The sequence below is a fragment of the Pseudomonas sp. NPDC077186 genome, from assembly GCF_044543505.1.
In the GTDB taxonomy this organism is placed as follows: Bacteria; Pseudomonadota; Gammaproteobacteria; order Pseudomonadales; family Pseudomonadaceae; genus Aquipseudomonas.
In genome coordinates, this window is the sequence record NZ_JBITWE010000004.1 from 524,002 (window position 1) to 540,768 (window position 16,767).

At 64.3% G+C, this 16,767-nt stretch carries 14 protein-coding genes; 8 read left to right on the forward strand and 6 right to left on the reverse strand.

Going from position 1 to position 16,767, the window contains the following annotated elements; all coding sequences use genetic code 11:
- Positions 1-183 precede the first annotated feature (183 nt).
- Positions 184-1,071, reverse strand: a complete 888-nt coding sequence (locus tag ACIGKL_RS17990) for an AEC family transporter (protein WP_021441968.1) — start codon at positions 1,069-1,071, stop codon at positions 184-186.
- Positions 1,072-1,181: 110 nt separating this feature from the next.
- Here ACIGKL_RS17990 and ACIGKL_RS17995 point away from each other — a divergent pair, with 110 nt between their 5' ends.
- Positions 1,182-1,976, forward strand: coding sequence for a c-type cytochrome (locus ACIGKL_RS17995; RefSeq protein WP_397487829.1), 795 nt, complete (start codon positions 1,182-1,184; stop codon positions 1,974-1,976).
- Positions 1,977-2,120: 144 nt separating this feature from the next.
- On the opposite strand, the gene ACIGKL_RS18000 is transcribed toward ACIGKL_RS17995, so the two are convergent.
- The 3 genes from ACIGKL_RS18000 to araD1 all read right to left on the reverse strand — a co-directional run bounded on the left by ACIGKL_RS18000 (position 2,121) and on the right by araD1 (position 6,305).
- Positions 2,121-3,389, reverse strand: a complete 1,269-nt coding sequence (locus ACIGKL_RS18000; protein ID WP_397487830.1) for an OprD family porin — start codon at positions 3,387-3,389, stop codon at positions 2,121-2,123.
- A gap of 113 nt (positions 3,390-3,502) precedes the next feature.
- Positions 3,503-5,086: an aldehyde dehydrogenase (NADP(+)) gene (locus ACIGKL_RS18005; protein ID WP_397487831.1), complete on the reverse strand. Its 1,584-nt coding sequence runs from the start codon at positions 5,084-5,086 to the stop codon at positions 3,503-3,505.
- A gap of 217 nt (positions 5,087-5,303) precedes the next feature.
- A complete protein-coding gene (araD1, locus tag ACIGKL_RS18010) occupies positions 5,304-6,305 on the reverse strand; it encodes an AraD1 family protein (RefSeq protein ID WP_397487832.1) in 1,002 nt (333 codons plus the stop codon).
- A gap of 136 nt (positions 6,306-6,441) precedes the next feature.
- On the opposite strand from araD1, the gene ACIGKL_RS18015 reads away from it, so the two are divergent.
- On the forward strand, positions 6,442-7,386 hold the full coding sequence (locus tag ACIGKL_RS18015) for a LysR family transcriptional regulator (RefSeq protein ID WP_209450909.1): 945 nt from the start codon (positions 6,442-6,444) through the stop codon (positions 7,384-7,386).
- A gap of 188 nt (positions 7,387-7,574) precedes the next feature.
- On the opposite strand, the gene ACIGKL_RS18020 is transcribed toward ACIGKL_RS18015, so the two are convergent.
- Positions 7,575-8,714, reverse strand: a complete 1,140-nt coding sequence (locus ACIGKL_RS18020; protein WP_397487833.1) for an iron-containing alcohol dehydrogenase — start codon at positions 8,712-8,714, stop codon at positions 7,575-7,577.
- A gap of 162 nt (positions 8,715-8,876) precedes the next feature.
- Here ACIGKL_RS18020 and ACIGKL_RS18025 point away from each other — a divergent pair, with 162 nt between their 5' ends.
- Entirely contained in the window at positions 8,877-9,809 is a 933-nt protein-coding gene (locus tag ACIGKL_RS18025; protein ID WP_397487834.1) for a LysR substrate-binding domain-containing protein, read from the forward strand.
- A 170-nt stretch (positions 9,810-9,979) separates the two neighbouring features.
- Here the strand turns inward: ACIGKL_RS18025 and ACIGKL_RS18030 are convergent, their stop codons facing one another.
- Entirely contained in the window at positions 9,980-11,161 is a 1,182-nt protein-coding gene (locus ACIGKL_RS18030) for a fumarylacetoacetate hydrolase family protein (protein WP_397487835.1), read from the reverse strand.
- Positions 11,162-11,320: 159 nt separating this feature from the next.
- On the opposite strand from ACIGKL_RS18030, the gene ACIGKL_RS18035 reads away from it, so the two are divergent.
- The 5 genes from ACIGKL_RS18035 to ACIGKL_RS18055 all read left to right on the forward strand — a co-directional run bounded on the left by ACIGKL_RS18035 (position 11,321) and on the right by ACIGKL_RS18055 (position 16,524).
- Positions 11,321-12,277 (forward strand): LysR family transcriptional regulator, encoded by a 957-nt coding sequence (locus ACIGKL_RS18035; RefSeq protein ID WP_397487836.1) that lies wholly within the window; start codon positions 11,321-11,323, stop codon positions 12,275-12,277.
- Positions 12,278-12,432: 155 nt separating this feature from the next.
- Positions 12,433-13,416: a tripartite tricarboxylate transporter substrate binding protein gene (locus tag ACIGKL_RS18040; protein WP_013713422.1), complete on the forward strand. Its 984-nt coding sequence runs from the start codon at positions 12,433-12,435 to the stop codon at positions 13,414-13,416.
- 66 nt (positions 13,417-13,482) lie between these two features.
- Complete coding sequence (locus tag ACIGKL_RS18045) at positions 13,483-13,935, forward strand: tripartite tricarboxylate transporter TctB family protein (RefSeq protein WP_013713421.1); 453 nt, start codon at positions 13,483-13,485, stop codon at positions 13,933-13,935.
- 10 nt (positions 13,936-13,945) lie between these two features.
- Positions 13,946-15,481: a tripartite tricarboxylate transporter permease gene (locus tag ACIGKL_RS18050; RefSeq protein ID WP_397487837.1), complete on the forward strand. Its 1,536-nt coding sequence runs from the start codon at positions 13,946-13,948 to the stop codon at positions 15,479-15,481.
- Positions 15,478-16,524, forward strand: a complete 1,047-nt coding sequence (locus ACIGKL_RS18055; protein WP_397487838.1) for an Ldh family oxidoreductase — start codon at positions 15,478-15,480, stop codon at positions 16,522-16,524. Before ACIGKL_RS18050 ends, ACIGKL_RS18055 begins: the two co-directional genes overlap by 4 nt.
- Positions 16,525-16,767 lie beyond the last annotated feature (243 nt).

Consider the following 16,767-nt stretch of genomic DNA (forward strand, 5'->3'; position numbering starts at 1 on the left):
GCGGGCATCCGACGCCACACCAATAACAACAAAAGGCATGCGGCCATGTTCAAACAGCCGAAATACCGCCAGGCCGGCGTAATTCTCTTCGCCACGGCGGTCGTCCTGATCCTTCCCAACCTGACCCGTCTGGTCAGCTGAACTCGTCAACCACCCCGCACGCGCGCTGTCGCCGTGGCGCGCTCAGCGCAGTGCGGGCATCCACCACGCCAACAGCAGCGGAATCAGCGCGAACGCCAACAGAGTCGAGCACAGCACCAGGCTGGCCACCTGCTCGGGCGAGCGTCCGGCGCGCACGGCGAACAGGTAGTTGAACACCGCCACCGGCATCGACGACTGCAGCACCAGCACCGCATGCACCAGCGGCGGCAGCGCCAGCAGCCAGCCGATGGCCCAGGCCAGCGCGGCGCCGCAGAGGATGCGCAGCAGCCCCAGCAGCAGGCCGCTGCCGATATGCTGCACGCGGATGCTGGCCAGCGACACGCCGAGGGTGATCAGCATCAGCGGGATGGTCATGCCGCCGAGCAGGTCGACGGTATTGGCCAGCCAGCGCGGCAACTGCAGGTCGAGCAGCAACACCGGCAATACCAGCGCCAGGCTGATCATGATCGGGTTGACCAGCAGGCCCTTGAGCGAGCGCTCGGCGCCCGACAGCAGCATGCCCAGGCTGAAATGCCCCACCGAGAGCACCAGGAAGAACGCCACCGCCAGCGCCAAACCCGGCTCGCCGAAGGCGAACAGCGCCATCGGCAAGCCCATGTTGCCGGAGTTGGGGAACAGGTAGGCCGGCACCAGCACCTTCCAGTCGATGGCGAACAGACGGCTCAGCAGCAGGCCGATCAGGCCCATGCCCAGGGTCACCAGCACGCAGGCCTGGGCCATCTCGGCGAAAGCGGCGCTGTCCAGCTCGGCGCGGCTGAGGGTCGACAGCACCAGGCAGGGCGTGCCGATATTGAGCACCATGCGCGCGACGAAATCGGTCGGGTAGGCATGCCCCTTGCGCGCCCAGCCATAACCGATGCCGGCGGCGATCAGCACCGGGGCCAGAACAGCGAACAACTCGGCCAGCATGGGGCTCTCCCGCCAATCAAAAGGACGCATGCTAGACCACCGAGGCGGCGCGGGCAATTGTGCTAGGGTGGCATCGACACGACGCCTCAACCCATGACGGAGCCCCAGGTTTGAACGCACTCGCGCCCCTGCTCGCCCTCTTTTTGCTCGGCACCGCCCAGGCCGCCGAACTGCATATCCAGCTCGGCAGCGGCGAGCGCACCTGGCACACCGCCGAACTGCTCGCCCACCCGCAGGCGCAGAGCGTGGAGATCGCCGAGGACGTCAGCTACAAGCGCGCCATGCGCTACCGCGCCGTGCCGCTGAGCGCCCTGCTCGATGGCATCGCGCCGGGCGACCACCTGCAGGCCGTGGCCCTGGACGGTTTCGCCGCCGAGCTGCCGGCCGCCAGCCTGCTCGCCAGCCAGGGCGCCAAGGCCTGGCTGGCGGTGGAAGACCCGGCCCAGCCCTGGCCGCCGCTGGGCACAGGCAAACCCAGCGCCGGCCCCTTCTACCTGGTCTGGAGCGACCCGGCCGCCAGCCAGATCGGCCCGGAGCAATGGCCGTTCCAGGTATCGCGCATCCGCCAACTGGCGCCGGTGGCGCAACGCTTCCCCGCCCTGCTGCCGGCCGCCGAGGCCAGCGCCGAGGTGCAGGCCGGCTTCGCCCAGTTCCAGAAACACTGCCTGGCCTGCCACCGCCTCAACGGCGCCGGCGACTCCGCCTTCGGCCCCGACCTGAATATCCCGCACAACCCCACCGAATACCTCGGCGAGGCGTTCCTGCGCCTGTACATCCGCGACCCGCAGAGCCTGCGCAAGTGGCCGCAGGGAAGGATGCCGGGGTTCAGCGAAGCGGTGCTGAGCGAGCGGGAGCTGAGCGAGTTGCTTGGCTATCTGCAGCACATGGCCAAGCACAGGCCCTGAACCCTCGCCAGCGGGCCGCATTCAGTCGCTGGCCGGCGCATAGAGCTGAAAGCCCTCTGCCCATTAGGAAAAAGCCCGTCGCAAGGACGGGCGCAAAGTGCCGTACACACATGGAGACAAGCGGACGCGCTGGCGCGTCGGGCGTTACAGGATCGACAGCGGGTAGTTGATGATCAGACGGTTCTCCTGCAGGTCCATGCCGACGTCGCGACGCACGTCGGAGTTGCGCCAGCGCACGCTGAGGTTCTTCAGGCTGCCTTCCTGGATGGTGTAGGCCAGCTCGGACTCGCGGCCCCACTCCTCGGCGTCGGTGCGGCCGCCGGCGTGGATGTTGGAGCCGCTGACGTAGCGGTTCATCAGGGTCAGGCCGGGGATGCCGAGGCCGGCGAAGTTGTAGTCGTGGCGGATCTGCCAGGAACGCTCTTCGGGGTTGTCGTAGCTGTTGGTGAAGCCGTCGTTGACCAGGGTGCCGCCGCTGGTGCCGTCGATGCGCAGGAACTTGCTGTCGCCGTCCAGATGCTGGTAGGCGAGCATGAAGCTGTTGTTGCCGGTCCTGGCGGTGAACGCGCCCTGGTAGACCTTGTTGTCCAGCTTGCCGGCCTTGGCCGCGCCTTCGTCCTTGCCGTCGAAGTAGCCGAGGTTGGCGCCCAGCACCCAGTCGCCCACCGGCTGGCTGTGGGTCAGCTGCACGTAGCTCTGCTGGTAGACGTCTTCCAGGCGCGCGTGCCAGACGCCGAGCAGGGTGTTGTTGGCGTTGAAGCGGTGTTCGCCGCCGGCGAAGTTGAAGTCGTCGCCCTCGACACCGCCAAAAGTCATCTCTTCGCGGCTGGCGTCGTTGCGCTGGCTGTTCTTCCAGAACTGGCCACCGTAGAGGGTCAGGCCGTCGATCTCGTTGGAGGTCAGCTGGGCGCCCTGGAAGGTCTGCGGCAGGGAGCGGCCGTCGTCGGCGCGGAGGATCGGCAGCACGGCGAACCACTCGCCGACCTTCAGCTCGGTTTTGGACAGCTTCGCCTTGGCGGCCACCGCGGTGCGGCCGAAGTCGTCCGGGGCGTGGCGCTCGTTGCCGGTGCCGTGGACCGGCAGCAGCTGGCTGCCGATGGTGCCCTTGCCGCCGTCGAGCTTGACCGAGTACAGGCCGAGCAGGTCGAGGCCGAAGCCGACGGTGCCCTGGGTGAAGCCGGATCGGGCGTCGAGGATGAAGCTCTGCGTCCACTCGGCGGCCTGGCCCTGGTCGTCGCCTTGCACCTGCGGGCCGGTGTGGTTGAGGAAGTTGCGGTTGAAGTAGTAGTTGCGCAGGCCGAGGGTGACCTTGGTGTCTTCGACGAAACCGGCGGCGTGGGTGACGCCGGGTAGCGCGGCGATTCCGGCGGCCAGGCTGCAGGCAACGAACAGGGGGGTATGGCGCATGAGCATTGTCATCTCTTTATTCTTATCTTCGACAGGTGGGGAATCGGCGGCGCGCAGGCGCCGCCACTGACAACGCCGCACCATGGCTGGCGCAGCATCGTTTGGCTGGCCGTTACGGCCTAGTTCAGTGCCGCGCGACTGGCAACGCCGTCCACCAGGCGCTGAATGCCCAGCGGGTTGGCGTCCTGCAGGGCTTCGGGGAGCACCTCGTCCGGGTAGTTCTGGTAGCACACCGGACGCAGGAAGCGTTGGATCGCCAGGGTGCCGACCGAAGTACCGCGAGCGTCGGAAGTCGCCGGGTACGGGCCGCCATGGACCATGGAGTCGCAGACTTCCACACCGGTCGGGTAACCGTTGAGCAGTATGCGGCCGGCTTTGACTTCCAGCAGCGGCAGCAAGTCGCGGAAGGTGGCGAGGTCTTCACGCTCGGCGATCAGGGTCGCGGTCAACTGGCCGTGCATGCTCTGCAGGGCACGGGTCAGCTCGGTGCTGTCGGCGACTTCGACGACGATGGTGGTCGGGCCGAAGACTTCTTCCTGCAACAGGTGGTCGCCTTCGAGCAGCATGCTCACGTCGGCCTTGAACAACTGCGGTTGCGCCTGGTTGCCGGCCTGCTCGTTGCCTGCCAGATGGCTGACTTTTGCATGGCCTTTGAGCTGCGCAACGCCGCTGGTGTAGCTGCGCAAGGTGCCGGCGTTGAGCATGGTCTGTGCCGGTTGTGCGCCGATGGCGTCGGCCAGGCCGGCGACGAAGTCGCTGAACTCGGCGCTGCGAATGCCGATGACCAGGCCCGGGTTGGTGCAGAACTGACCGCAACCCAGCACCACGGAGGCAGCCAGATCCTTGGCGATGGTGGCGCCACGGGCCTGCAGGGCGCCCGGCAGGATGACCACCGGGTTGACGCTGGACATCTCGGCGAACACCGGGATCGGCTGCGGACGGGCAGCGGCCAGGTCGCACAGGGCACGGCCGCCTTTCAGCGAACCGGTGAAGCCCACGCCCTGGATGGCCGGGTGCTTGACCAGCGCTTCGCCGACACCGGAACCGAAGATCATGTTGAACACGCCTTTCGGCATGCCGGTTTTCTCGGCGGCGCGGATGATCGCATCAGCCACGCACTCAGCGGTGGCCATGTGGCCGCTGTGCGCCTTGAACACCACCGGGCAGCCGGCAGCCAGGGCCGAAGCGGTATCGCCACCAGCGGTGGAGAAGGCCAGCGGGAAGTTGCTGGCACCGAACACGGCGATCGGGCCTACGCCGATCTGGTACTGGCGCAGATCCGGACGCGGCAGCGGCTGGCGATCTGGCAGGGCGCGGTCGATACGCGCGCCGTAGAAGTCACCACGGCGCAGCACCTTGGCGAACAGGCGCATCTGGCCACTTGTACGACCACGTTCGCCCTGGATGCGGCCGGCAGGCAGCGCGGTTTCGCGAGTGACCAGGGCGACGAACTCATCACCGAGGGCATCGAGTTCGTCAGCGATGGCGTCGAGGAACTCGGCGCGGCGCTCGGCCGACAGGTTGCGGTAAATCGGGTAAGCGGCGGCGGCAGCCTGGGCAGCAGCGTCGACTTCTTCGGCTGTGGCCTGGATGAAGGTGTAGGGCAGCGCTTCACCGCTGCTGGCGTCGAGGCTCTTGTGCACGACGGTGCCGGCGGCGCGGCGCTCACCGCCGATGTAATTGTGGCCAGTCAGACTCAGCATGGCGTTCTCCTGTCAGGTGGGGCGACGGGATCGCCGCCAGGGACAATGAAAATGAATGAGGCCCCGGCTTTTTGGGCCAGGGATTGGCAACTGGCAATGCAGTTGTCAGACGTATGATAAGTGATAACTTCGGCATTCGTCCCCTTGTGAGGGCGTAATCCGAATCCGCCGAGCGGAATTTCGACCCGACAGCAGTGCTGCCGGGCCTGGCAGATCCTTACAGCTGACGTACACCACCGATCTTCACGGCAGGGGCATGCACGCTGATACCGTTGCGCAGCGGCTCACCTAGGGCATCGAGGCTGACCTCGAAAGTATCCCCAGGTTGCGCCTTGATACCGTCAGCGAACGACAGGGTCGCGGTGCCGAAGAAGTGCACATGCACATCGCCGGGACGCAGGAACTGGCGGTACTTGAAGTGGTGGTACTCGAGGTTCTCCAAGCTGTGGCACATGTTGTCCTCGCCGGAGAGGAACTCCTTCTCCCACAACACCTGGTCGCCACGCCGGATACGGCTGATGCCGGACAGGTGGCGCGGCAGCTCACCGATCAGCATCTCCGGACCGAAGGAGCAGAAACGCAGCTTCGAGTGGGCCAGGTAGAGATAGTTCTTGCGCTCGACCACGTGGTCGGAAAACTCGTTGCCCAGCGCGAAGCCGATGCGATACGGCTGGCCATCGTCGCCAACCACGTAGAGGCCGGTCAGCTCCGGCTCTTCACCGAAGTCCTCGGCGAAGTCGGGTACCGGGAAGTCCTCACCGGGGCGAACCACGATGCTGCCGTCCCCCTTGTAGAACCACTCCGGCTGTGCGCCTTCGTTGCCTGCAGCCGGGCGACCGCCGGCCATACCCCACTGGAACATCTGCATGGTGTCGGTGAGCTTGCCTTCGGCCTGCTGTGCTTCCACCTGCTGGTGCATCTTGTCGCGCGTGGAGGCGCTACCCAGATGGGTCAGACCGGTACCGGAGATCAGGCAGTGAGCCGGATCGCTGTGATCCAGCGGAGCCAGCAGACGCTTCTGCTCGATCAGTTCGGCGTAGAGCGGGCCCTGCTCGACACCCAGGCGCTCGATCTCGGCGATCAGGCCATGGCCGTTGCGGATCGCCTGCAACGCCAGCTCACGGGTAGTGGCAACGCCCTTGACCACGCTGATGCGCGCGTCACCGACGACGCCAACCTGGCGCTGGCCCTGTTCGTTCTCAAACTGAATCAACCGCATTGCGCTACTCCTGTTGTTCTTGTCCGGTTGTTCTTGCGCCGACGCAGCGGCGTTGCTTGGCTAGCACTTTAAAAATTGCCCGCAGTGCTGCCTAATGAAAGCTTCTGATTAGGTGATAACTTTTCGTCATCCCCCTATGTTGCAGCCACTCAACTACATCGTTTCGCGCCTGCGTATTCGCCAGTTGCGCCTGCTGATCGCCCTCGACGAGTTGGGCACCCTGCACCGTGCAGCCGAGCGCATCGCCATCAGCCAGCCGGGTGCTACCAAGGCACTGCACGAGATCGAAACCACCTTCGGCACGCCCCTGTTCATACGCACGGCCCAAGGCCTGCAGGCCAATGACATGGGCCGCTGCGTGATCCGCTACGCGCGCCTTATCCACAACGACCTGGCACACCTGCACGACGAGATGCAGGGCATCCTCCAGGGCCATGGTGGTCACCTGGCAGTGGGCACCATCGCCGGCTCGGTGCCGCTGGTCCTGCGCGCCCTCACCCGCCTGCGCCAGGCGCAGCCGGATATTTCCGTGCAGATCGTCGAGGACATCAGCCCGCGACTGCTCAAGCTGCTCGATGAAGGCCGCCTGGATCTGGCCATCGCCCGCACCAGTGGCAGCCAGCATCCGGACGCCTACGAGTGTCTGAGCCTGCATGCCGAGCGCCTGGCGCTGGTCGCAGCCCCGCAGCATCCGCAGCAGAACAACCCGGGGCTGCAGTTGGCCGACCTGAGCGCCTACAGCTGGGTGGTCTACCCGACCGGCACACCGATGCGCACGGTGCTGGAGCGTGAATTCGGCGAAGCCGGCCTGGAGTTTCCACGCAACCCGCTGGAAACTTCCTCGACCTTCACCATGCTCAGCCTGCTGCAGGAAGACCCGCAGCTGGTGGCGGTGATGCCCCACTCCATCGCCTGCTCCAGCGAAGGCTTCGGTCTGCTGCGCCGCTTGCCACTATCGCTGCAGTCGCGTAACGAACCGTGCTCGATCATCCATCGCAGCGGCACCAACCTGTCGCCTTTGGCAGCACAATTGCTGGAGCTCCTGCGCAACGAGCTGGACACGCTGTTGGAAGATGCCTGAAAGGCACTGCCCACAGCCGCATCAGGAGAGCATTCGCGGACAAGTCCGCTCCCACGATGCAAGCCGCTGCACCTGCGTTTACTGCTGGAGCGGACTTGTCCGCGAAGGTCATGGCAGCTGGCGGAAGGCCGACGCCTCTCTAGCATTGCGCCACCAATGCCACAGCCTCGGCCACGCCATCAGCGCACTTACAACGACTGACGCAGCAACTCGGCGTAGTCCTCGGCACTCGCCACCCGCGGGTTGGTCTTGTGGCTATGGTCGACCAGCGCACCTTCGATGATTGCCGGGAACAGCGACTCGTCCACGCCCATTTCCGCCAGGCCCGAAGGCATGCCGAGACGACGGTTCATCTCACGGATCGCCGGGATGATTTCCTCCGCGCTACCCAACCCCATAGCCTGAGCGATGCGTTGCAGCTTCTGCTCGTCGCGCACCGAGTCGGACTGCGCGTTGAAGGCAATAACCGCAGGCAGGAATACCGCGTTGAGGGTGCCGTGGTGCAACCTTGGGTTGATGCCGCCAAGTGCGTGACTGAGGCTGTGCACGCAACCCAGGCCCTTCTGGAACGCCAGGGCGCCCTGCATCGAGGCGCTCATCATGTTCAGCCGCGCCTCGCGATCTCCGGGGGTACGGGTTGCACGCTCGATGTGCCGCCAGGCGCGCCACAGGCCATCCAGGGCGATGCCGTCGGCGGGTGGGTTGAACGCCGGCGCCATGAAGGTTTCCAGGCAGTGGGCGATGGCATCCATGCCCGTGGCAGCGGTCAGTTGCGCCGGCAAGCCGAGGGTCAGTTCGGGATCGCAGATCGCCGAACGCGGGATCAGGTAGGGCGAGATGACGCCGACCTTGCGCCCATCATCGAGAATCAGGATGGCGCCACGACCGACTTCGCTGCCGGTGCCGGCGGTGGTGGGGATGGCGATCACCGGCGCGGTGGCGGCGGTGATGCGGGTCAGCCCACCTTCGATGACGGCAAACTGCTTCAGCGGGCCTTCATGGGTGCCACATACGGCAACACCCTTGGCCAGGTCGATGGAAGAACCGCCACCTACCGCGATGATGCCGTCGAAGCCGCCATCGCGATAACGCGCAGCCGCAGCACGCACCACACCTTCATTCGGATTCGGCGGCGTCTGGTCGAATACCTCGGCAACGGCGGGCTCGGCCAGTTGCGCCAGCACCTTGTCGACGATACCTGCAGCACGCACCCCGGTATCGGTGACGATAAAGGGCCGAGTGATACCAATGCGCTGACACTCGGCAGCCAACTGGCCGAGGGCGTCATAGCCGAACTGGACTTGGGTAAGGTAGTTGATAAGTGCCATGGGAAGCCTCTGCTTTGTTTTTTGTAATAGCAGGCAGCGGAAAACGTCGAGTAAGATCACTCGGACATTCTCACAGATAGCCTTGCCGCCCAGGCAAACTATGAGATAGAAGCGCTCCTGACTAATGAGAGGCGCTGATACTGCTATAAGGGAAAGCTATATATGCTGCCATCGGTGTCCTCCATTTTTTCCCGCCTGCGCTTCCGCCAACTGCGTCTGCTGATCGCCCTTGGCGAGCAGGGCTCGTTGATCAAGGCCGCGGAACTGGTCTCGATCAGCCAACCCGGAGCAACCAAGGCCCTGCAGGAAATAGAGACCACGCTGGGCGCGCCGCTTTTCGTACGCACCAACCGCGGCCTGGAGGCCAACGAGCTGGGGCATTGCGCAATTCGCTATGCCAAGCTGATCCAGACCGACCTGACCCATCTGCGCGAGGAAATGCTGGGGATTCTCCAGGGCCACGGCGGACGGCTGTCGGTCGGCGTGATCATGGGCGCAGTGCCATTTATGACGGATGCGCTGACCCGGCTGCTGGAAGCGCACCCGGATCTGTCGGTGGAAATCGTCGAAGACACCAGTGCGCGATTGCTCAGCCTGCTCGACCAGGGCCGTCTGGATTTGGCGATCTGTCGCACCAGCATCAGCCGCCAGCCGGAGCAATACGACTGCATCGACGTGCGTGACGAAACCCTAGCCGTGGTCGCCAACCGTGATCATCCGCTGGCCGGCCGCGCGCAACTGGAACTGGCCGACCTGGCTGACAGCCGCTGGGTGGTCTACTCGGCCAACATGCCGATGCGCCTTTCACTGGAGCGGGAATTCCAGCAGGCGGGGCTACGCTTCCCGTTGCACCTGCTGGAAACCACGTCGGCCTTCACCACCCTGTCGCTGCTGCAGAAGAACCCGGAACTGGTCGCCCTGCTGTCTACAGACGTGGCGCGCTTCTGCACCGGTTTCGGCATGACCTGCATCCTGCCGCTGCAACTGAAGAGCCGCAGCGAGCCGTATCAGCTGATCACCCGGCGCGGCGTGAGTCTGTCCTCGATCAGTCGCCTGTTCATGGCACAGCTCACCTCAGCGCAGGACACGCCCTGACAGTTGGTTGCGGGGCGGATCGGGGCGCGTAGCTAACGCTCTTTTTGTCCACCATTCCAACGACGAATGGCGTGGTGGCACTCGTAGGAGGGGCTTTAGCCGCGAGCTTTTTGCGCCCTGTCGCGGCTAAAGCCCCTCCCACAGAGAACCTCACCCCCGCAGGCAGGCGCCTAGAGCAGGCCGCGTGCAGCCAGATTGGTCATCAAGGCGTTGAGGCCGAACTGCCATACCGGAGCCTTGTCGCTGTGGTTGACGCGGTTGTGCAGGGTGCCCAACTGCTCGCTGCTGATGATCACGCGATCAGCGAGCTTGTGGGTGAAACCGGCGCCAGGGGCATCACGGTCTTCAGTTGGGGCGAACAGGGTGCCGAGGAACAACAGGAAGCCATCCGGGTACTGGTGATTGCGGTTGAGCGCCTGCTCCACCAGATCCAGCGGATCGCGGCTGATCTTGTCCATCGAACTGCTGCCCTGCAACACATAACCGTCATCACCTTCGACGCGCAGACGCACCACGGTATTGCGGACATCGTCGATGTCGAACGTGTCGTCGAACAGGCGGATGAACGGACCGATGGCGCAGGAGGCATTGTTGTCCTTGGCCTTGCTCAGCAGCAGTGCGCTGCGGCCTTCGAAGTCGCGCAGGTTGACGTCGTTACCGAGGGTCGCGCCCAGCACCTCGCCCCGGCTGTTGACGGCCAGCACGACCTCCGGCTCCGGATTGTTCCACACCGAGCCGGGATGAATGCCGATCTCCGCCCCGCTGCCAACGGCAGCCAGTACCGGGGCCTTGGTGAAAATCTCGGCATCCGGGCCGATGCCGACTTCCAGGTACTGCGACCACAGGCCCTGCTCCTGCAATAGCACCTTGACCTGCTGGGCCTTCTCCGAGCCCGGCTTGATGCTGGCGAAATCGTCGCCCAGTACCTGCCTGACCTTGGCTCGCACACCTTCGGCCAGGCTGGCGTCGCCACCGGCGCGCTCCTCGATCACACGCTCGACCATGCTGGACGCGAAGGTGACGCCGGCAGCCTTGAGCACTTGCAGATCGGCCGGCGCCAGCAGGCTGGGCAGCTGTGGATTGAAATCAGCGCCGCTGTTGCACAGCAATGCCTCGACGCTGCACAACGGGCTGCCGCCAACGCTCGCCAGGCTGGCCAACAACTGCTCGCGCTCGAACAGCCCGCTGAGAGTCGGCGCGAGAGTGGAAAGATCGTAGACGCCATCTTCACGTAGCAGGATAGGCGCAGGCCCCGCGTGCTCTCCGGGCAGCCAGGCCCGGCCGACGAGGGTTCCGCGCAGGCCGTCGGATGGCAAGGTGTTACTGGGCGAAAGGCTGAGAGCATGTGACATGGCAGTGTCCGTCTTGTTATGCGAAGGGGATGCCTGCAGGGACACCCAGTGGTGCAGTCAGGCCGGCCGACCTTATCTCCCCAATCGCGATAACCACCAATGACTATTACTCAGTACGCGATATGATCCGGTTATCGAGTCTTCCTGAGCACATCTGTCATGAGCCAAACCGGCAATCTCCCGACGCTTCACAACTGGCTGCGCTATCGCCACCTGGCCTTGATCGACAGCCTGGCCCGCACCGGCAACATGCACAGTAGCGCCCAGCAGCTGGGGCTGAGCCAGCCTGCGGTGAGCAAGATGCTGCGCGACATCGAGAACCAGTTCGGCTTCACCCTGTTCGAACGTCTCAACCGCGAACTGCCGGCAACCGAGCTGGGCGCGGAAGTGATCGCCTATGCACAGCGCGCCCTGAATGATTGCCAGACCTTCAGCTATCGTCTGGAAAGCCTGCGCCAGGGCGGCCATGGCTACCTCAAGGTGGGCGCCATCTTCGCCGCCACTGCCCACGCCCTGCCTGAAACCCTGTTGCGCCTGAAAGGCAGGCGCCCGCTGCTGACCATCGAACTGCTGGAGGACACCAGTGACCATCTGCTCAAGTTGCTGGAGCACAAGCAGCTGGACCTGGTGGTCGGGCGCTTCACCGATCATCCGCAGCGCCAGCGCTTCGATTTCACCGCGCTGGCCGAAGAACCCTTCATGCTCATCGCCCGCCCCGAACACCCGCTCTGCGCGCGGCAACGCGTCAGCCCGGCGCAACTGACCGAATGGCCCTGGGTCCTCTACCCGCTCAACACCCCGCTGCGCCAATCGCTGGAGCAGTCGTTCAGCGACGCCGAGGTCAACCCGCCAGCGAACAGCATCGAAACCACCTCCGTGCAAACCACGCTGAAACTGCTGTGCAACAGCGACACCCTGGCCCTGCTGCCGGAAGCCGTGGTGCGGCAGAACCTGCTCGACGGCAGCCTGAAACAGGTACAGACAAACCTGGCCCCGCCGCCGCTCGCCTACGGTGTGCTGCTGCGCAAGGACGAGCCCATATCCTCTGCAGTCCGCGACTTCATAGAGGCGTTGCGGGCAGCCATTCGCGACGAATCATCAGCGAATAACCCCTAGTTATGATTCGATGAGAAAGCCTCATTAGACACCTCCCCCAGAGTTGCCTAGTTTCGGCCTGGCTTTGATTCCACGCCGTGCCATCTGCCTGGCCGACTCGTTCAAGCGGAACCTAGCTGCACCTCACTCAAAATAACTTCAATAGGTGACCTTTCATGATCAAGCTAAGCACTCTGCTGCGCCCGCTCAGCCTCGCCCTCGGCTTTTCCCTTCTGGGCGCCCCAGTGGCAGCCATGGCCGAATACCCGAACAAACCCATCCAGCTAATCGTGCCGTGGGCCGCCGGTGGCGGCAGCGACTCTGCCGCACGCGGTATCGCCACGGCGCTGGAGAAAGAGTTGGGCGTCACCATCAACGTGGTCAACCGTCCCGGCGGTGGCAGCGTGGTGGGCCACACAGTGATGGCCAGCGCCAAACCCGACGGCTACACCCTGGGCTTCGTGACCGGTGAACTGAACATGATGCACTGGCAGGGGCTGACCAAGATCACCCACGAGGACTTCACGCCCCTGGCCATGACCAACTACGACTACCCGGGCGTACAGGTCAGCGCCGATGCGCCGTACAGCAACGTCGAAGAGCTCCTGAAGGACATCGCCGACAAGCCGAAGGGTACCTTCAAGGCTTCCGGTACCGGCCTGGGCGGCATCTGGCATGTGGCCTTCGCCGGCCTGCTGATGGATCGCGGCATCGAGCCCAACAAGGTCACCTGGATTCCCAGCCAGGGCGCCGCTCCGGCCATGGTCGAACTGGCCGCTGGCAGCATCGAACTCGTCCCGTCCTCGGTACCCGAAGCCCGCTCGATGATCGAAGCCGGCAAGGCCAAGGGCCTGGCGATTCTCTCCCCCGAGCGCAACCCGGCCTTCCCGGATATCCCGACGATCAAGGAGAGCATCGGCAGCGACTACTCGCTGGGTGAGTGGCGCGGTGTCGCCGGCCCCAAAGGCATGGACCCGGCCGTGGTGGCCAAACTCGAGGACGCCCTGGAGAAGGCCTACAACAGCGAGTTCTACCAGGACTTCATGAAGCGCCAGGGTTTCGGTGTCGAATGGCACAAGGGCGAGGACTTCAAGAAATTCCTGGTCGACAACAATGCGTACATGGGCGGCATCATCGAAAAGATCGGCATGAAGAAGTGACTTCATCCGATGCGACGCCCCGCCGGGGCGTCGCATGCTTTTGTTCCAGCGGTTCGAGAACGCACCATGAAAGACCTTCTGTTCGGCATCATTTTCATCGCCCTTGGCATCACCGTATGGCTGCTCGCGCGTGAGTTCCCCGCCGTACCGGGCATGCAGTACGGGGCCGACCTGTTTCCTTCCCTGATTGCCATCGGCATGACCGTAGGCGGTCTACTGCTGAGCATCAGCGCCCTGCGCCAGCTGCGCGCCAGTGGGCCGGACCAAAGCACACCCCGCCTGCCCCTGCCCAGCTTCGCTGTGATTCTGCCGGGCATCCTGGTGGTGGCCTACATCTACCTCAGCGACGTGCTGGGCGCGGCCACGATGATGCTGCTGATCATGCTGGTGCTGCTTGTGCAACGCGGTGTTCGCGTACTGCCCGCCATCGTCATCGCTGCGCTGGCCACGGCGGTGATCAGCCTGTCCTTCGGCCACCTGCTCAAGGTCCCTTTGCCCGTCGGCCCTCTGGGTTTCTGAGGAAACACGCATGAACGAACTACTCGACGGCATCTTGCTCGTTTTCAATTTTCAGACGCTGTTTGTGATCATCATTGCAGCGCTGTTCGGCGTTTTCGTCGGCGCCATTCCAGGCCTTTCGGCCACCATGGCCGTTGCGTTGCTGGTGCCCATCACCTTCGCCATGGAGCCCACTGCCGCCATCGCCGCGATCATCACCACTGCGGCCATGGCGATCTTCGCCGGCGACATCCCCGGCACCTACCTGAACATCCCCGGCACACCGGCATCAGCGGCCTACGTCGCCGACTCAGCCGCGCTCGGGCGCATGGGTCGTGCCCGCGAAGCATTGGGGGTAAACGTCACCTGCTCGGTGATCGGCGGTCTGACCGGCACCCTGGTGCTGGTGATGATTGCGCCTTCGCTGGCCGAGTTTGCGCTGAACTTCAGCTCCTTCGAATACTTCTGGCTGGCCGTGCTCGGCCTCGGCAGCGCGGTGTTCATCTCCACCGGTTCGGCGATCAAGGGATTTCTGTCACTGCTGGTTGGATTGCTGCTGGCCACCGTCGGCCTGGACCTGGTCACCGGTGCGCCGCGCTTCACCTTCGACGTGCCGGACCTGATGGCCGGGATCAACTTCATTCCGGTGATGATCGGCTTCTTCGCCATGTACGAGGTCATGAAGCTCTACGCTCAACCGTGGGACAAGGCCAATGACAACGGCTCGGCCCAGGACATCGCCCCCCAGAGCGGCAGCGTCTTCGGCCTGGTGCCGATGCACCTCAAGCGCTACTGGAAGAACGTGCTCCGCGGCAGCAGCCTGGGCGCCTTCATCGGCGCACTGCCGGGTGCCGGCGCGGACATCGCCGCCTGGATCTGCTACGCCGTCAGCAAGAAACGCTCGAAGACGCCCGAAGCCTATGGCAAAGGTCATATCGAGGGTCTGGTCGACGCCGGCTCGGCGAACAACGCTGCGGTAGCGGGTGCCTGGGTACCGGCTCTGGTGTTCGGCATTCCCGGCGACTCGATCACCGCCATCGTGATTGGCGTGCTGTACATGAAGGGCATGAACCCCGGCCCGACCATCTTCATGGACAACAGCGCCATGGCCTACGGTCTGTTCACCGCCTTCTTCGTAGCCAACCTGATCCTGATCCCCATTGGCTACCTGGCGATTCGCAGCGCCCACGTCTTTGCCGTCACGCCAACCCGCGTGCTGATGCCGATCATCCTGTGCTTCTGCATCGTCGGCGCCTTCGCCATCAACAACAGCATCACCGACGTGTGGATCATGTTGATCTGCGGCGTGGTCGCCTACCTGATCGCCAGCGCCGACTTCCCCATCGCCCCGGCGATCCTGGGTCTGGTGCTGGGCAATATTCTGGAAAGCAATTTCATGACCTCGATGATCAAGGCCAACGGCAATCTGCTGGCCTTCGTCGAGCGCCCGATCAGCATCGGCCTGGCCTCGCTCGTACTGCTGGTGGCCCTGTTCCCGTTGCTCGCCAAGTACTGGCGCATGCGCTACCCACGTGCCCTGCCCTCGTCCAAGGAAGCTATCGAATGAGCCGCATCGCCCCTGAACAACTGGAACATTTCATCCAGCAACTCTTTCTCGGCGCTGACGTCAGCCCCGAGGTCGCTAGCGTGGTCAGCCGTGTACTGGTCGAAGGTGACCTGCTCGGTCATCACACCCACGGTGTGAAACTGGCCCAGGGCTACCTCAAGGATTTGCGCAGCGGCCAGGCCAAAGGTAACGCCGACAGCCTGCAGATCATGCGCCAGACGCCGGCAGCGCGGCTCTACGACGCTGACTACCTGCTCGGCCCCTACTGCGTCGAGCAAGCACTGGACTTCACCGCCCAAGCCGCCCGCACCTTCGGTATCGGTGTGGCGACCATCCGTCGCTCGCACCATATCGCCTGCCTGGCGGCCTACCTGCAGCGCTACACCGAGCAGAACCTGATTCCGCTGGTACTCACTTCCGACCCGGCCGTGGCCTCGGTGGCACCGCATGGCGGCCTCGACCCGGTGTACACGCCCAACCCCTTGGGCATCGGCATTCCCACCGGCGAGAAGCCGATTCTCATCGACGTCAGCATGTCGACCATCACCAATGGCCTGGTGAACAAGACCCACCAGGCCGGCGGGCAGCTCGAGCATGCCGCGCTGATCGGCCAGGACGGCCAGCCGACCCGCGACACAGCGGCCTACTTCAGCACGCCGCCGGGCGCGATCTTGCCACTGGGCAGCCTGGAGTTCGGCCACAAGGGCTTCGCCCTCGGCACCATGGTCGAGGCGCTGACTGCCGGTTTGGGCGGTTTCGGGCGCAAGGACGGGGTCAAGCAATGGGGCGCTGCGGTGACCGTGCTGACCTTCGACCCAGCGTTCTTCGGTGGCGTCGATGAACTGAAAGCAGAGATGGATCACTTCGTCGGTGCATGCCTTGAAAGTCGTCCGCGGGTGGCACAAAACCCGGTGCGCATGCCGGGCCACACCGGCATCGCGCGCCGCGCCAAAGCCTTCGAGCAAGGGCTGGAGTTGCCGGACGATGTGCTGGCAGCGCTGCGCGGTGCAGCCAGCGAGGCCGGCAGCGATTGGCCGCTCTGATTGCTCTGATCGGTTAAACAAACGCCGCGATGCCCTTGCCGGGTCGCGGCGTTTTTTATGGACTTGTGCCCCCTGTAGCAGCGGATTTATCCGCGAATTCGGTTCTCCGTCCGACCGTTCCTACGCAAGCTTGATCGGCGCATCGACACCTAATGCGTAGCCGGATGCACTCCGGGAGTGGCTTGTCGGGCGATGGTTTGCCCCGGATTGCATCCGGGCTACGAAAACATGAAGGTCAGTGGA

Bases quoted from the DNA above. Each gene is read 5' to 3' on its own strand.
- ACIGKL_RS18045 (WP_013713421.1), top strand. From the start codon at position 13,483: ATGAAAGACCTTCTGTTCGGCATCATTTTCATCGCCCTTGGCATCACC.
- ACIGKL_RS18005 (WP_397487831.1), bottom strand. From the start codon at position 5,086: ATGCTGAGTCTGACTGGCCACAATTACATCGGCGGTGAGCGCCGCGCC.
- ACIGKL_RS18040 (WP_013713422.1), top strand. From the start codon at position 12,433: ATGATCAAGCTAAGCACTCTGCTGCGCCCGCTCAGCCTCGCCCTCGGC.
- araD1 (WP_397487832.1), bottom strand. From the start codon at position 6,305: ATGCGGTTGATTCAGTTTGAGAACGAACAGGGCCAGCGCCAGGTTGGC.
- ACIGKL_RS18030 (WP_397487835.1), bottom strand. From the start codon at position 11,161: ATGTCACATGCTCTCAGCCTTTCGCCCAGTAACACCTTGCCATCCGAC.
- ACIGKL_RS18015 (WP_209450909.1), top strand. From the start codon at position 6,442: ATGTTGCAGCCACTCAACTACATCGTTTCGCGCCTGCGTATTCGCCAG.
- ACIGKL_RS18035 (WP_397487836.1), top strand. From the start codon at position 11,321: ATGAGCCAAACCGGCAATCTCCCGACGCTTCACAACTGGCTGCGCTAT.
- ACIGKL_RS18000 (WP_397487830.1), bottom strand. From the start codon at position 3,389: ATGCTCATGCGCCATACCCCCCTGTTCGTTGCCTGCAGCCTGGCCGCC.
- ACIGKL_RS18055 (WP_397487838.1), top strand. From the start codon at position 15,478: ATGAGCCGCATCGCCCCTGAACAACTGGAACATTTCATCCAGCAACTC.
- ACIGKL_RS17990 (WP_021441968.1), bottom strand. From the start codon at position 1,071: ATGCTGGCCGAGTTGTTCGCTGTTCTGGCCCCGGTGCTGATCGCCGCC.
- ACIGKL_RS18025 (WP_397487834.1), top strand. From the start codon at position 8,877: ATGCTGCCATCGGTGTCCTCCATTTTTTCCCGCCTGCGCTTCCGCCAA.
- ACIGKL_RS18020 (WP_397487833.1), bottom strand. From the start codon at position 8,714: ATGGCACTTATCAACTACCTTACCCAAGTCCAGTTCGGCTATGACGCC.
- ACIGKL_RS18050 (WP_397487837.1), top strand. From the start codon at position 13,946: ATGAACGAACTACTCGACGGCATCTTGCTCGTTTTCAATTTTCAGACG.